Source organism: Actinomadura logoneensis (genome assembly GCF_003428695.1).
Taxonomy (GTDB): Bacteria; Actinomycetota; Actinomycetes; order Streptosporangiales; family Streptosporangiaceae; genus Spirillospora; species Spirillospora logoneensis.
In genome coordinates this window covers 1-13836 of the sequence record NZ_QURH01000332.1, presented here as the reverse complement: position 1 = coordinate 13836, position 13836 = coordinate 1, and the positions used below count along the sequence as shown (strand labels likewise).

Genomic DNA, 13836 nt, shown 5'->3' with positions numbered 1-13836 from the left:
TGCTTGCGGCGCGGGTCATGGACGCTTTGCTCCGCGAGGACTACGGCGGGCTGCGCTCGTACGCGCGCGATGGCGTCCTCGCCCCGCCCGGCTCCCCGCCCATCAGGCTCCGGCCGGACGGCTCGGCAGGCGACTTACATCCGGGTTTCTTATCGCGCGCCGTCGTCGACGCCGACCAGGAACTCCGGCTGGGCGACGTGCTCGCGATCGTCCGCCGGGTGGCCGATCCGCAGGACGACGTGGCGGCGTTCGTGCGCGAGTGCCGGGAGGCGCTGTCCGCCACCCTCCTCGCGGACCGCGCGCGCCCGGAGGTCCTGCGACGGGTGGCGCGGATCGACCCGCTCGGGCCCGGCGTCTTCTACGACTCGCTCGCCGCGCACACCGAGCATCCGGTGTATCCGTGCGCGCGCGCCCGCGCCGGACTCACCCCTACCGACCTGCGGCGATACGCGCCCGAGTACGCACCCGAGTTCCCGCTGCGGTGGGCGCGCGTGCCCCCGGACCGGATCGTCGCGGCGGGCGAGCTGCCCGGCTGGTGGCCCGATCCGGAGCTGTTCCCGGTCCATCCGCTGGCGGTCCGGGCCGTCCGGGAGCGCGTGGAGGTGCTGCCCGAGGCGTTCCGCCCGGTGCGTCCGACGCTGTCGATGCGGACGCTGGCCGCCGCGCCGTCCGTCCACGTGAAGGTGCCGCTGCCGACGAGCACGCTCGGCCTGCGGAACCGGCGGACGATCGTCCCGGGCACCCTGCCGGACGGCGCGCTCGCCGAGCGGCTGCTGCGCGGCGTCCTCGCCGAGGAGGAACACCCCGTCCTGCTGGCCGACGAGCAGACGTACGCGCACGCGGGGACGCCGCTGCTGGGCTACCTCGTCCGCCGGTTCCCGGCCGCGACGGCGGGCGCGCACGTCGTGCCGGTCGCCGCGCTCACCGCCCCGCACCCGGACGGCGGCCTGGTCGTCGAGCGCTGGGACGTTCGCGACCTGTTCGGCCGGTACCTGGACGCCCTGCTGGGCTGGAACGTCGCGCTGTTCCGGCGCGGGGTCGCGCTGGAGGCGCACCAGCAGAACGTCGCGCTCGTCCTCGCGCCCGGCGAGCCGCTGCGGCTGCTGCTGAAGGACAACGACGGGATGCTCGCCGACCCGGACGTCCTCGGCGCGCCCTGCCCGTTCGAGGACCACCGGATGCGCACCCGCGATCCCGACGCCCTCGCCCGCGTGTTCATCACGATCACCCTGCACCTGTGCGCCGCCGCGCCCGCGTTCGCGCTCGCCCGGCACGGCCTGCTGCCGCGCGCGGAGGGCCTGGCCATGATCCGCGACCGCCTGGACGCCCTGCTCGGCCCGGACGACGCGTTCCTGCGCGCCCGCGTGCTGGACGCGCCGTCCCTGCCGGGCAAGGCGATGGTCACCGCCGGAACGCTGGTCGACAAGGCCCGCACCGGCGCCGCCGACATCAACAAGCACTACGGCCCGGACGGGCCCAACTACCTACGGGACCTGACTTGACGCTCACCCGCCCCGCCGCTCCCGAGACCACCACCGACGCGGCCCCGGCCTGCGACGCCGCCGCCACGGCGGCCGACGGCACCGCCGTGGCGCTGCTGAACTGCCTGGTCCGCGAGGTGTGCGGGCCGGAACGGCAGCTGTTCCCCGAGGACCGCCGCCTGGTCATGCGGCTCCCGCGCGTCGGGGTGCTGCTGCGCGCCGGGCTCGCGCGCCCGCCGCACGGCCCGACGTTCCGGCTCGTCCCGCCGTTCGAGGAGCACCGCGACGGGACCTGGATCGCGGCGGGCTGGGCGCGGCTGGCCTCCCTGATCGCCGGGGAGCTGGAGCTGTCCACCGGACGCGCCAACCCCGAGTTCGTGCCGCAGGTCGAGGACGGTCACCGGGCGCTCGCCGCCGTCCTCGCCGCGCGGGCGCGAACCGAGGCGGGCGACGACGCGTTCGTGGAGTCGGAGCAGTCGCTGGTGTTCGGGCACCGGTTCCATCCGTCGCCGAAGGCCCGGCAGGGGACGCCCGCCGAATGGCTCCCCTACGCGCCGGAGGCCCGCGCGCGGTTCCGGCCCCGCTGGCTGGCCGTCCCCGAACCGCTGCTGGCCGAGGAGGGCGACCCGGCCGCGTTCGCGGCGCTCGAGCCGTTCGCCGCGCCGCCGGGCCACCGCCTGCTGCCCGCGCATCCGTGGCAGCTCGACCTGCTCCGGGACGATCCGCTCCTGCGCCGCGCGTTCGCCGACGGGCTCGTCCGCGACCTCGGCCCGGGACCGTCGGACGCCCACCCGACGTCGTCCGTCCGGACGGTGTACCTTCCGGACGCCGACGCGTTCCTGAAGTTCGGCCTGGACGTGCGGATCACCAACTGCGTCCGGAAGAACGCCTGGTACGAGCTGAGCGGCGCCGTCGCGCTGGACCGCATGCTGCGTCCGGTGTTCGCGGCGCTCGGCGCGACGCTGCTCGCCGAACCCGCGTACCGGACGGTCGCGCTGGCGGGCCGCCGCGTGTACGAGGGGCTCGGCGTGATCGTCCGGCAGGGCGTGCGGGGGCTGCCTGGCCGTCCGCTGCTCGCCGCCGCCCTCACCGCGCCCGCCCTCACCGCGCCCGGTCTCACCGCGCCCGGTCTCACCTCGCCCGGCTTGGCCGGTGCCTCCGCCGCTCCCGTCGCTCCCGTCGCGCTCGCTGGGCTGGCCGCCGTCCGCTCCGAGCCGCTGGCCTGGTGGGACGCCTACCTCTCCCAGGTCGTGCCGCCCGTCCTGCGGGCCTTTCTTGAGTACGGCGTGGTCCTGGAACCGCACCTCCAGAACGTGCTGGTGTGCGTGGACGACGACGGGATGCCCGTCCGGGCGGCGTTCCGCGACCTGGAGGGCACCAAGCTCGTCGCGGGCCGCTGGGACCTGGGCCACCTGCCCGCGCGCGTGCGCGAGGCGGTCACCTACGACGAGCACCGGGGCTGGGACAGGGTCGTCTACTGCCTGGTCGTCAACCACCTCGCCGAGGTCGCCGCCGCGCTCGCCGACCTGCGCTCCGACCGGGACTCCGGGTTCGAGGCCCGGCTCTGGCGGGCGGCCCGGCCGTACTTCGCGGGCGGCGACCCCCGGCTGCGCGCGCTGCTGGCGGGCGTCCCGGTCCCGGCGAAGGCGAACCTGCGGACGCGTTGGTCCCGGTCCGCCGACCGCGCCGCCGGATACGTCCCCGTCGCCAACCCGCTGCGGGTGGAGAGCCGTGAATGATGGGTATTGACCCGTCATCGTCCCCCCGGCGAAGGAGAAGACCGTGGCGTTCGAGTGGGTGCGAACGGTGACGCGAATCCCCAGAGCGGTCTGGGACGCGGGCGTGCTGCGCCCGGTGCGTCCGGACCGGGCCGTCCGGCTGCCGCTGCAGTACGTCCGCTACGGCGCGACGCCCGGCACGGTCGAGGCCATGGCCGCGCTGCGCTTCCCCGACCGCACCGCCGTGCTGGACGACCGCGGCGCGCTCACCCACCGCGAGCTCGAGGACCGCGTGGCCGCGCTCGCGACCGCCCTGCGCGCCCGCGTCGGGCAGGACGACCGCGTCGGCGTGCTGTGCCGCAACCACCGCGGGTTCCTGGAGGCCGTGCTCGCGGCGTCGCGGCTGGGCAACGACGTCGTCCTGCTGAACACCGACTTCTCCGCGCGGCAGCTCGGCGAGGTCGCCGCGCGCGAGGGCGTCGGGCTGCTCGTCCACGACCAGGAGTTCGACGGCGTGGCGGACGAGTCGGGCTTCGCGGGACGGCGCGTCCACGCCTGGCGCGACGACCCCGACGGCAAGCACGAGTCGATCGACGAGCTGGTCGCCGCGACCGCCGCCGAGCCGCACAAGCCGCCGCGCACGAGCCGCGTGGTCATCATGACGTCCGGGACGACCGGCACGCCCAAGGGCGCGCGGCACGACCTCGGCCCCGCGATGCTGCTGCCCGCCGGGATCACGCACATGATGCGCGTCCCGCTGCGGTCCGGCGCGCCGATCGCGGTCGCGCCGCCGCTGTTCCACCTGCTCGGGATGGCGTACGGCTTCGCGGGCCTCGCCCTCGGGATGCCGCTGATCCTGACCCGCCGCTTCGACGCCGCCCGGCTGCTGCGCCTGATGGCCGAGCACGACGCCGCCGCGCTGGTCGCCGTCCCGGTCATGCTGGACCGGCTGCTGGACGTCCCGGACGGCCCGCGCCCCGCGTCCCTCAGGGCCGTCGTCTGCGGCGGCGCCGCGCTCCAGCCGCACCTGTCGGAGCGCTTCATGGACGCGTTCGGGGACGTCCTGGTCAACATCTACGGCGCGACCGAGACCGGCTGGGCCACCATCGCCACCCCCGCCGACCTGCGCGCCGCGCCCGGCACGGTCGGCCGGCCGTCGCTCGGGATCACCATCAGGATCCTGGACGAGGACGGCGAGGAGCTGCCGCCGGGCGAGGTCGGCGAGATCTACACCGGCGGCGGGCTGCGCTTCACCGGGTACACGGGCGGCGGCTCCAAGCGCGTCCGCGACGGCCTGACCGGCAGCGGCGACCTCGGCCACGTCGACGCGGACGGACGCCTGTTCATCGACGGCCGCGCCGACGACATGATCGTGTCCGGCGGCGAGAACGTCTTCCCCGGCGAGGTCGAGGACCTGCTGGCCGCCCACCCGGACATCGCCGAGGTCACCGTCCGGGGTGTGGACGACGACGACTTCGGCAGGCGCCTCGCCGCCTGGATCGTCCCGCGCGACGGCGCGTCCGTCACCGAGGACGCCGTGAAGGCCCACGTCCGCGACCACCTGGCCCGGTACAAGGTCCCGCGCGACGTCCACTTCGTCCGGGAACTCCCCCGGACCAGCACCGGCAAGATCAGAGCCCGCGACCTGACCTGACCTGACTTCACCTCACCATCCCCACAGGAGCAGCCCGGCGGCCAGAAGGGCGGCGCCTCCGCCCACGACCGCGAGCGGCGCGACGCCGTCGTCGGGCCCGGCGAACGCCCGGTGCGGGTGCCTCGGGTCGTAGACCACCCGCACGAACTCCCCCACGGGGAGGTCGGCGGCGCGGACGGTGTGCTCGTTCCCGTCCCGGTCGGCGTATTTCACGATCGAGTAGCGGACGTCCGTCACCTGCCAGGTCGGCGGACCGGCCGTCGCGCGCTCGACGCACCGCCGGACGACGATCCCGACCGTGAGCCCACCGCGCCGTGACCAGCCGCGTACCAGGAGCTGCCGCACCAGCGCGGCCGACATCGGCACCGCGACCATCGCCGCGATCAACCCGAAGACCACCGCCACCGGATGCCGCAACCACGCGCCTCCGCTCGACCGCCGAGCCCATTGTGAACCGCGCGGAAGCCCGGGAAAAGGCGGTCATCAGCGTTCCCAGGCCCGCAACGGACACGGCCACAGGCCGCCAACAGGGCTCAGGGAGCAGCGGTCAGGCGGCGGCGTCGGTGGCGGTGGTGGCGGTGGTGGGGGCGGTGAGGGTCGCGTCGGCGGTGGCGCGGGCGGCCATGCAGATGCGGGCCAGGTCGTTCAGGGCGTCGGCGCGGCGCTCGTCCAGGGGGCGGTCGTCGCCGGGGGCCGCCTCGGCGAGGGTGTCGATGACCAGCGAGAAGACGGGCCACTCGGCGGGGCCGATGGCGCCGCGGAAGTCGGTCTCCCCGTCCGCGAGGTCGTCGAGGTCGAGGTTGCGCGCGAACGTGGCGAGCGCGGCCTCGGCGGCGACGATCCCGATCCGCATCGCGAGCGCGGCCGGTTCGCGCTCCAGGGGAAGAGCGGTGCTGGAACCCATGGCGGACAACATAGAACACCTGAGCGAAGAACGTCGAACGTTTGGTCGAGAAACCCGTCCGGTTCATCCCGCCGTCGCCTGGACGCAGTTCAGCCCGCCGTCGCCTGCACGAAGGCGTGCGTGTGGGTGAAGTGCAGCGCGCCGTCCACCATGAGGGGCCGCATGCCGGTCTGGGCGCCGCCCGCGACCTCGGCCTCCATCTCCTTGCGGACGGCGGCGGCCGTCTCGGGCGGCGTGCCGGTGAACTCCAGCCACGGTTCCAGCGGGCGGACGACGTCGAAGCGCTCCGCGCGGCGCACCTCGGCGCCCGCGGTGGTCAGCATCGCGGCGATCGCGGCCTCGGTGCGCAGCGTCCCGTGGGACGGGTCGCGCAGCCGCTCGATGCGGTCCGGGTCGCCGCCCAGGCCGTCCGGGCGGACCAGGTCGGCGACGACGATCGCGGCGCCCGGCCGGGCCACCCGCACCATCTCGCGCACGACCGCGTCCGGGGCCTCCACCTGGTGCAGGGAGAACCGGGTGACGACGAGCGTGAACGAGCGGTCCAGGTAGGGCAGGTCGGTGGCGTCGCCCCTGGTGAACGTCAGGTTGGTGACGCCGGACGCGTCGGCGGCGCGCTTGCCCTCGGCGAGCATCGCCGGGGTCAGGTCGAGCGCGGTCGCGTGCCGGACGCGGCCCGCGACGGCCCGCGAGACCAGCGCCGTCCCGGCGGCGACCTCCAGCATGACGTCCTCGGGGTCGAGCTCGGGCTCCAGGAACCGGACGAGCCGCCCGAGCTGCGCCGTGAGCGCGGAGTTGCGGCGCGGATCGGCGAAGCCCTCCGCCTGCCTGGTGAACTCGCGCACGATCCTGTCGCCGTGACTCTCGACAGAAGACCTCTCGACAGGGGACACCGCCACGCCGCCTCCTCGGTTTCCCGGGATCTTCCCCCGTTTCCGCCCGCTCTGAACGGCGCTCCGGGGGGACATATCCGGTCAGGCGGCGGGGATGCCGTCCAGCAGCGCGGCGAGGCCCGCACCGTCGAGCAGGTCGGCCGGACGGATGGTGTGGTTCGCCTTCACGTAGTGGAAAGCGGCGCTGACCCGGTCCAGCGGGACGCCCGCGAGCTCGGCCCACGCGACGCGGTAGGCGGCGAGCTGGACGGCGGCGGCATCGGCGGCGGGGCCGTCCGGCGGGACGCCGGTCTTCCAGTCCACGACCTCGTAGGTGCCGTCGGCGTTGCGGAACACCGCGTCCATCCGGCCCCGGACGAGCCGGTCGCCGACGATCGTCTCGAACGGGACCTCGACGTCCAGCGGCTCGCGGTCCGCCCACTCCGACCGCTCGAACATCTCCTGGAGCCGGCCGAGCTGCGCGTCGTCGGCGGCGCCCTCGTCGGCCGAGCCGGGCAGTTCGCCCATGTCCATCAGGCGCTGCTGGCCCCAGCGGCTCTCCAGCCAGGCGTGGAAGGCGGTGCCCCGGCGCGCGTACGGCGCGGGGCGGCGCGGCATCGGCCGGCGGATCTGCCGGGCCAGCGCCGCCGGGTCGCTCGCGAGCGTGACCAGCGACGACACGGTCAGGTTCGCGGGCAGCTCGACCAGCAGGCCGTCCCCGCACCGGCCCCGGTCGCGCTCGGCGAGCAGCAGCTCCACGTCGCGCGCCCACGCGGTCATGCGGCCCCGGTCGTCGTCGGACAGGCCGCCGGTGCCCGCCCACAGCCCGGTGCTGCCGCGCATCGCGTCCCGGACCATCCCGGCCGCCTCGACGATCGCCTCGTAGCGGGCCCGCGCGGACGCGTCGGACGCGCCGAGGTCGCCGGGCGCGACCGGCCACTCGGCCTCCCGCTGCTCGGTGAGCAGCGGGTTGGTCTCGTCCTCGCCGGGCGGGTCGGTCCAGACGGCGACGGTGCCCGCGCCCGCCACGCACACCTCGCGGACCTCCTCCAGGTACGGGGACGGCCCGACCGGGCGGCTCGACGACCCCCACCAGTACCCGGTCGCGATCAGCAGCGCGGACGCGCGGGTCAGCGCGACGTAGGCGAGGCGGCGCTCCTCCAGCAGGTCGCGCCGGATCGACTCCTCGTCGAACCGGGCGAGGTCGTCCTTCTCCAGCCCGTTCAGCTTCGGCAGGTCGGCGTAGTCGCCGCGGAGCGGGAACGGCAGGACGCGCGCGTTGGCCGTCCAGCGGGTGGTGTTCTGCGGCGGCGAGGGGAAGATCGAGCCCTTGGCCGGGGCGCCGTTCTTCTGCGGCACCGACGACAGCCCCGGGACGATGACGACCGGCCACTCCAGCCCCTTGGACGCGTGCACGGTCAGCAGCTTCACGCTGTCGGTCTCGCCGACCCGCCCGGCCTCCAAGCCGAACTCCTCGGACTCGGCGGCGGTCAGGTAGGCCAGGAACGCGCCGAGCGTCGGGTCCTCGGCGTCCCCGGCGAAGTCGGCGGCGGCGCCGACGAAGGCGTCCAGGTCGGCGCGGGCGGTGACCGGGTCGAGCCCGGACCGCGCGGCGACCTCGATGTCCAGGCCGAGCGCCCGCTCCACCTCGGCGACCAGGTCGGGCAGCGGCAGCCCCACCTGGGACCGCAGGTGCCGCAGCTCGTCGCGCAGCCGGCGCAGCCGCCCGAAGCCCTCCGGCGAGTACGCGGCCGGGTCGCCGAGGTCGTCCAGGGCGTCCACCAGGCTGCCGGTCTCCTGGTTCAGCTCCGACACGAGCTGCCGCAGCGGGTCGTTCCCTGAGCCGTCCGCGCCGTCCGCGGCGGGCGTCCCGGACGCGTCGGCCGCCGAGGGCTCCGACGAAGGCTCGGGCGGCTGCTCGGGCGACGGTTCCGGCGGGGTGACGTCGCGGGCCTGCTCGTTGGCGAGGGCGCGGGCGCGGCGGCCGAGGGCGACCAGGTCGCGCGGGCCGAGCCGCCAGCGCGGGCCGGTGAGCAGCCGCGCGAGGGACGCCCCGGCGGTCGGGTCGTGCATGACGCGCAGCGTCGCGACGACGTCCTGCACCTCCGGGACGGTCAGCAGGCCGCCGAGCCCGACCACCTCGACCGGCACGTCCCGCAACTCCAGGGCCCGGCGCAGCAGCGGGAACTGGGACCGCTTGCGGGCCAGGACGGCGATGTCGGACCACTTCAGCGGCTCGGCCCCGGCGGGGCCGCCGTCCGGGGCGTACTCGGTCGGGCCCATCAGCTGGACGATCCGCTCGGCGATCCGGTCGGCCTCGTCCTCGACCGTGGCGAACAGCGCGCACTCGACCCGGCCGCGCCCCTCCCGGCCCGCGCCGGGGACCAGCACCGGCACGTCGCGGGCGTCCGCGCGCAGCTCGGCCTGGACGCGCGCGGCGGCGTCCAGGATGCGCTCGCCGTTGCGGAAGCTGCGGCTCAGCTTGTTGACCGGCGCGGGCTCCGCCGGGACGGACCCGGCCGCCGGACGGCGCGGGAAGTCGTGGGCGAACCGCAGCAGGTTGCCCGCGCTCGCGCCGCGCCACCCGTAGATCGACTGGCACGGGTCGCCGACCGCCGTCACCGCGTGCCCGCCGCCGAACAGCGAGGTCAGCAGGACGAGCTGGGCCTGGCTGGTGTCCTGGTACTCGTCCAGCAGGACGACCGGGAACCGGGACCGCTCGATCATCCCGACCTCGGGGTGGTTGCGGGCGATCCGCGCGGCGAGGGCCATCTGGTCGCCGTGGTCGATGACCTCGCGCGCGCGCTTGGCCTGCTGGTACCGCTCGACCAGCGGCATCAGCTGCTCCCGGACCTCCTGCTTGGCGAGGATGTCCCGCTGCGCCTTGAGCGGCTTGCGCAGCGCGGCGAACATCGCCTCCAGCCGCTCCCCGATGCGGCGGACGTCGTCCGGGGTGCGCAGGTGCTCGGAGAGGTCGCCGCCGAGTTCCATGACGGCCTTGGTGACCGTGTCCGGCGACCAGTCGATCCGGTCCATCGGGCCGGCGTAGGCGTCCACCACGCGCGAGCACATCTGCCAGGCGACCGCCGGGGAGATCAGCCGCATCGTCGGCTCCAGCGCCTCGCGCAGCGCGTGGTCGCCGAACAGCCGCGCCGCGTACGCGTGGTAGGTCGAGACCATCGGCTCGCCGTCGAAGATCTGCTCGCCGCCGAGCCGTTCCAGCTCGTGCGCGGGAAGCTGCTCGCGCAGCGTGTCGAGGCGCTTGCGGACGCGCGCGCCGAGCTCTGCCGCGGCCTTGCGGGTGAAGGTCAGCCCGAGGACGCGCTCGGGCCGGACGAATCCGTTCGCGACCAGCCAGACGACCCGCGCCGCCATCGTCTCGCTCTTGCCGGACCCGGCGCCCGCGATCACCGCCATCGGCGCGAGCGGGGCCTCGATGACCCGCGCCTGCTCCTCGGTCGGCTCCGGCACCCCGAGCAGCCGTGCCAGCTCCGCCGGAGTGATCATGGACCGACCTGTCCCCCCTCCTCGTGCACCGGGCAGCAGGACCGTACCGGGCAGGTCCGACACTTCTCGTTGGCCCGCGCCTGGAAGACCTCCCCGGCCATCCCGGTCGCGACGATCTCGACGAGCCTCTTCGGCCACTCGGGGTCGGGGTCGTCCGAGGGCGGCGGCTGCTCCTGCTCGCGGACGCGGTTCGCGAACGCCGCCCTGCCCACCTGGACCAGCTTCGCGCCGCCCGGCTCGACCAGCCCGTGCCGCTGGAACGCGCCGAGCATCACCGCGTACTGGTACACGCCGAGCTGCGGGTGCCGGGCCAGGTCGTCCTTGGGGACGGCCGTCGTGGAGGTCTTGATGTCGATGATGACCGCGCGTCCCTCGGCGTCCCGCTCGGCGCGGTCGATGCGCCCCTTGATGACGACGCGGCCGAGGTCGACCTTGAAGGACTCCTCCAGCGCGACGACCTCGTTCGGGTTCTCCCGGTTCCAGGCGAGGAACCGGTCGACCATCGCGGCGGCCTGCTCGCGCTGCTTCTCCGAGTACCAGGCGGAGCGGAAGTCGAGGTCGTTCCAGATCTCGTCCAGGCGGCGCGCGACGTCCACCTCGGTGACGTTCTCGTCCGCGCCCGCCAGCTCGGCGACCGCGTGCACGACCTTGCCCATGGTCGAGTACTCGTTCGGGCCGCCCTGCTGCGCGCCGACGGCCGAGGTCAGCAGCCAGCGCAGGCCGCAGGTCGTGAACGCCTCGACCTGGGACGGCGAGATCGTGATCTGCTCGTCCGCGCCGAACGCCGGGCCCGCGTCCGACAGCGCGGTGATCGCGTACCAGTTCTCCGGCCGCGCGCCCCGGACACCCGCGCGCGCGAGCCGCGCCAGGTGCCCGGCCGCCGCCCGCCGCATCGGCTCCGGACGGCCCGGGTCGGCGACCACCGAGCGCAGGTCGGCGACCAGCGCCGCCAGCGACAGCCAGCGCGTCCGCTCGTCCAGCCGGGACCGCTCGATCGCCCCCGGCAGCAGCTCGTTGAGGAACCGGGACGGCCGCTCCTCGGTGTCGTCGCCGCCGACGGCCGTCACGACCAGGCGCCTGCGCGCGCGGGTGACGGCGACGTAGAACAGGCGCCGCTCCTCGTCCAGCATCTTCGCCGACAGGGACGCGCCGGCCGCCGCGCCCTCCTCCGGCACCTGCGACCCGGCGGCGTGCTCCACCAGCTCCTCGACGCCGAGCAGCGAACCGCGCAGCCGGACGTCCGGCCAGACGCCCTCCTGGACGCCCGCGACGACCACCACGTCCCACTCCAGGCCCTTGGCCCGGTGCGCGGTGAGGATGCGGACGGCCTCGCCGTCGGGGGCGCGCTCGGCGAGGGTGTCCCCGGCGATCTCCTGCGCGGAGACCGTGTCGACGAACAGCTCCGGCCCCGCCTGCGGCAGCCGGTCGACGAACCGCGCGGCGGCGTCGAACAGCGCGACGACGGCGTCCAGGTCGCGGTCGGCGGACGCGCCGCGCGCGCCGCCCCGCACGCTCTGCTCCAGCAGGACCTCCGCCTGCCCGGACTCCTGCCACACCTCCCACAGCACGTCCTCGGCGCTGCCGCCCTCGGCCGCGGTGCGGCGCGCCACCTCGATCAGCCGCGCGATCCGCTCGGCGGGCGCGCGCACCTTCTCGTGGACGAGCACCAGCTCGCGCGGGTCGTCCACGGCCGCGACGAGCAGTTCGGCCAGGTCGCGGCGTCCGCCGGAGATCTCCTCCAGGTCGCGCAGCGCCCGCTTGAGCCGCCGCATCGCCAGGGCGTCCGCGCCGCCGAGCGTGCTGGTCAGCAGGTCCTCGGCGACGACCTCGTCCAGGTAGTCCTTTTTCAGCGCGGCGCGCAGCAGCACCAGGAACGGCCGGACGGCGGGCTCCCCGACCAGCGGCACCTCGTCGCCCGCGACGACGACCGGGACGCCCGACTGCGCCAGCGCGCGGCGCAGCGTCGGCACCTGCCGCACCGCGCTGCGGACCAGCACCGCCATCCGCGACCAGGGCACGCCGTCCAGCAGGTGGGCGCGGCGCAGCTCGTCGGCGACGAGCGCCGCCTCCTGCGACTCCGAGTCGGCGATGACGGCCCGGACCTCCCCCGCGATCCCCTCGTCCGCCTCCCCCCGCCCGGCCGGGGCGGCGGGGTCGTGCGCAGCCTCGGCGGGGTCGTGCCGGTCCTCGTCGGGGTCGTGCCGGTTCTCGGCGGCGGTCTCGGCGGACGGGAGTTCGGAGGGGTGGCGGAGGGCGCGGTGCTCGGCGGCGAGGGCCGTCCCGGCGGGCAGGCGGCGCGCGATCCGGCGGGACGCGGCCAGCAGCTCGGGGGCCATGCGGCGGCAGGTGCGCAGCGCCACGACCGGCGCGGGCGCCCCGGTCAGGGTGCGGAAGCGCCGCGGGAACTCCAGGATGCCGCGCACGTCCGCGCCCCGGAACCCGTAGATCGACTGGTCCGGGTCGCCGACGACGACGAGGTCGCGGCCGTCGCCCGCCAGGTGGTGGAGCAGCGCCTCCTGGGCCGGGTCGGTGTCCTGGTACTCGTCCACGAACACCGCGTCGTAGGCGTCCCGCTCGCGGACGCGGACCTCCTCGTCGGCGAGCGTCGCCGCCGCGATGTGGATCAGCTCGCCGTAGTCGAAGGTCGGCGTCGGGTCGAGCGCGAACCGGTCGCCGTACCGGTCGATGAACCCGGCGATCGCGGGCCAGTCGTCGCGCCCGCGCAGCCTGCCGAGGGCCGCCAGCTCCTCGGGCGTGACGCCGCGCTCGCCCGCGCGCAGCATGAAGTCGCGCAGCTCCTCGGCGAACCCGCGGGTGGCGAGGGTCTCGTGCAGCCGCTGCGGCCAGCCGGGCGCGCCGTCCATCAGCTCGCCCTGGAGCAGCCGCCGGACCTCCAGGAGCTGCTCGGGGCCGGTCAGCAGGCGCGGCGGGGGCACGTCGTTCAGCACGGCGTCGCGGCGCAGCAGCGCGTAGGCGTAGCTGTGGAAGGTCAGCGCGAGCGGCGTGCGGGTGGTGCGGCGCAGCCGTCCGGTGATCCGCTCGCGCAGTTCCCCGGCGGCCTTGCGGCTGAAGGTGAGCACGAGCACCCGCTCGGGGTCGACGCCCCGGTTCTCGATCCGGTCGACGACCGCCTCGACGATCGTGGTGGTCTTGCCCGTGCCCGGCCCCGCCAGCACCAGCAGCGGTCCGCCCGCATGCTCGACGACCGCGCGCTGCCGCTCGTCCAGAGCGGGCGCGGCGGTACGCGCGGGACCCGCGCGACGCACGAGACGGTACGAGGCTGCTGACACGACCCTCAATTGCAGCAGATGATCGGGACTACCCCGACCACATCCGCCGCATGTCGCCCATGTGCCGCACGGTGACCGTCCGGCCACACACCTCCCACCTGCGGCGGGACGACACATCGTCGCCGCCCCGTCACCCTCCCCGCGAGGCGGTGGCCGCGTTCGGCATGGGTTCAGCCGACGTTCAGCGTCTTTCCCGCCGCTTCCCGGGTTTCAGCGGTGCCCGGTGGGCACGTTGGCTGTACGGTGCCCGCAGATCGACACCCGCGGATCGACGACGACGCCCGAGACGACGCTCGAAGGGGTGGGAACCACGGACCCGCGCGACCACGGCCAGATCCCCGATCCCGACGCCGCCACGCCCCCCGCCGGCGCGGCCCCGCCCCCTCCCGCCGCCGGCGGACGGCCCGGCGCCG

At 75.5% G+C, this 13836-nt stretch carries 8 protein-coding genes; 3 read left to right on the top strand and 5 right to left on the bottom strand.

All coding sequences use genetic code 11. The annotated features are described in order from the left end of the window. Positions 1-17 precede the first annotated feature (17 nt). The 3 genes from DZF91_RS21430 (at position 18) to DZF91_RS21420 (ending at position 4853) form a co-directional block, all read left to right on the top strand. Positions 18-1502 (top strand): IucA/IucC family protein, encoded by a 1485-nt coding sequence (locus tag DZF91_RS21430; RefSeq protein WP_117359238.1) that lies wholly within the window; start codon positions 18-20, stop codon positions 1500-1502. After that, complete coding sequence (locus tag DZF91_RS21425) at positions 1499-3220, top strand: IucA/IucC family protein (protein ID WP_117359237.1); 1722 nt, start codon at positions 1499-1501, stop codon at positions 3218-3220. The genes DZF91_RS21430 and DZF91_RS21425 overlap by 4 nt, the downstream gene beginning before the upstream one ends. 67 nt (positions 3221-3287) lie before the next feature. After that, positions 3288-4853, top strand: a complete 1566-nt coding sequence (locus DZF91_RS21420; RefSeq protein ID WP_117359254.1) for an AMP-binding protein — start codon at positions 3288-3290, stop codon at positions 4851-4853. Between the two features lie 12 nt (positions 4854-4865). Here DZF91_RS21420 and DZF91_RS21415 read toward each other — a convergent pair whose 3' ends face one another. From DZF91_RS21415 to DZF91_RS21390, 5 genes are all read right to left on the bottom strand, one after another. After that, positions 4866-5270, bottom strand: a complete 405-nt coding sequence (locus tag DZF91_RS21415) for a DUF3592 domain-containing protein (RefSeq protein WP_147341244.1) — start codon at positions 5268-5270, stop codon at positions 4866-4868. A 130-nt stretch (positions 5271-5400) separates the two neighbouring features. Next, positions 5401-5757 carry a hypothetical protein gene (locus DZF91_RS21405; protein ID WP_235834458.1) on the bottom strand — a complete coding sequence of 119 codons (357 nt, stop codon included), beginning with the start codon at positions 5755-5757 and terminating at the stop codon, positions 5401-5403. 89 nt (positions 5758-5846) lie between these two features. Beyond that, complete coding sequence (locus DZF91_RS21400) at positions 5847-6653, bottom strand: class I SAM-dependent methyltransferase (protein ID WP_235834457.1); 807 nt, start codon at positions 6651-6653, stop codon at positions 5847-5849. A gap of 75 nt (positions 6654-6728) precedes the next feature. Continuing rightward, complete coding sequence (locus DZF91_RS21395; protein WP_117359234.1) at positions 6729-10133, bottom strand: ATP-dependent DNA helicase; 3405 nt, start codon at positions 10131-10133, stop codon at positions 6729-6731. Beyond that, positions 10130-13399, bottom strand: a complete 3270-nt coding sequence (locus DZF91_RS21390; RefSeq protein WP_235834456.1) for an ATP-dependent helicase — start codon at positions 13397-13399, stop codon at positions 10130-10132. The genes DZF91_RS21395 and DZF91_RS21390 overlap by 4 nt, the downstream gene beginning before the upstream one ends. Positions 13400-13836: the final 437 nt, after the last annotated feature.

Bases quoted from the DNA above. Each gene is read 5' to 3' on its own strand.
- DZF91_RS21430 (WP_117359238.1), top strand. From the start codon at position 18: ATGGACGCTTTGCTCCGCGAGGACTACGGCGGGCTGCGCTCGTACGCG.
- DZF91_RS21395 (WP_117359234.1), bottom strand. From the start codon at position 10,133: ATGATCACTCCGGCGGAGCTGGCACGGCTGCTCGGGGTGCCGGAGCCG.
- DZF91_RS21405 (WP_235834458.1), bottom strand. From the start codon at position 5,757: ATGGGTTCCAGCACCGCTCTTCCCCTGGAGCGCGAACCGGCCGCGCTC.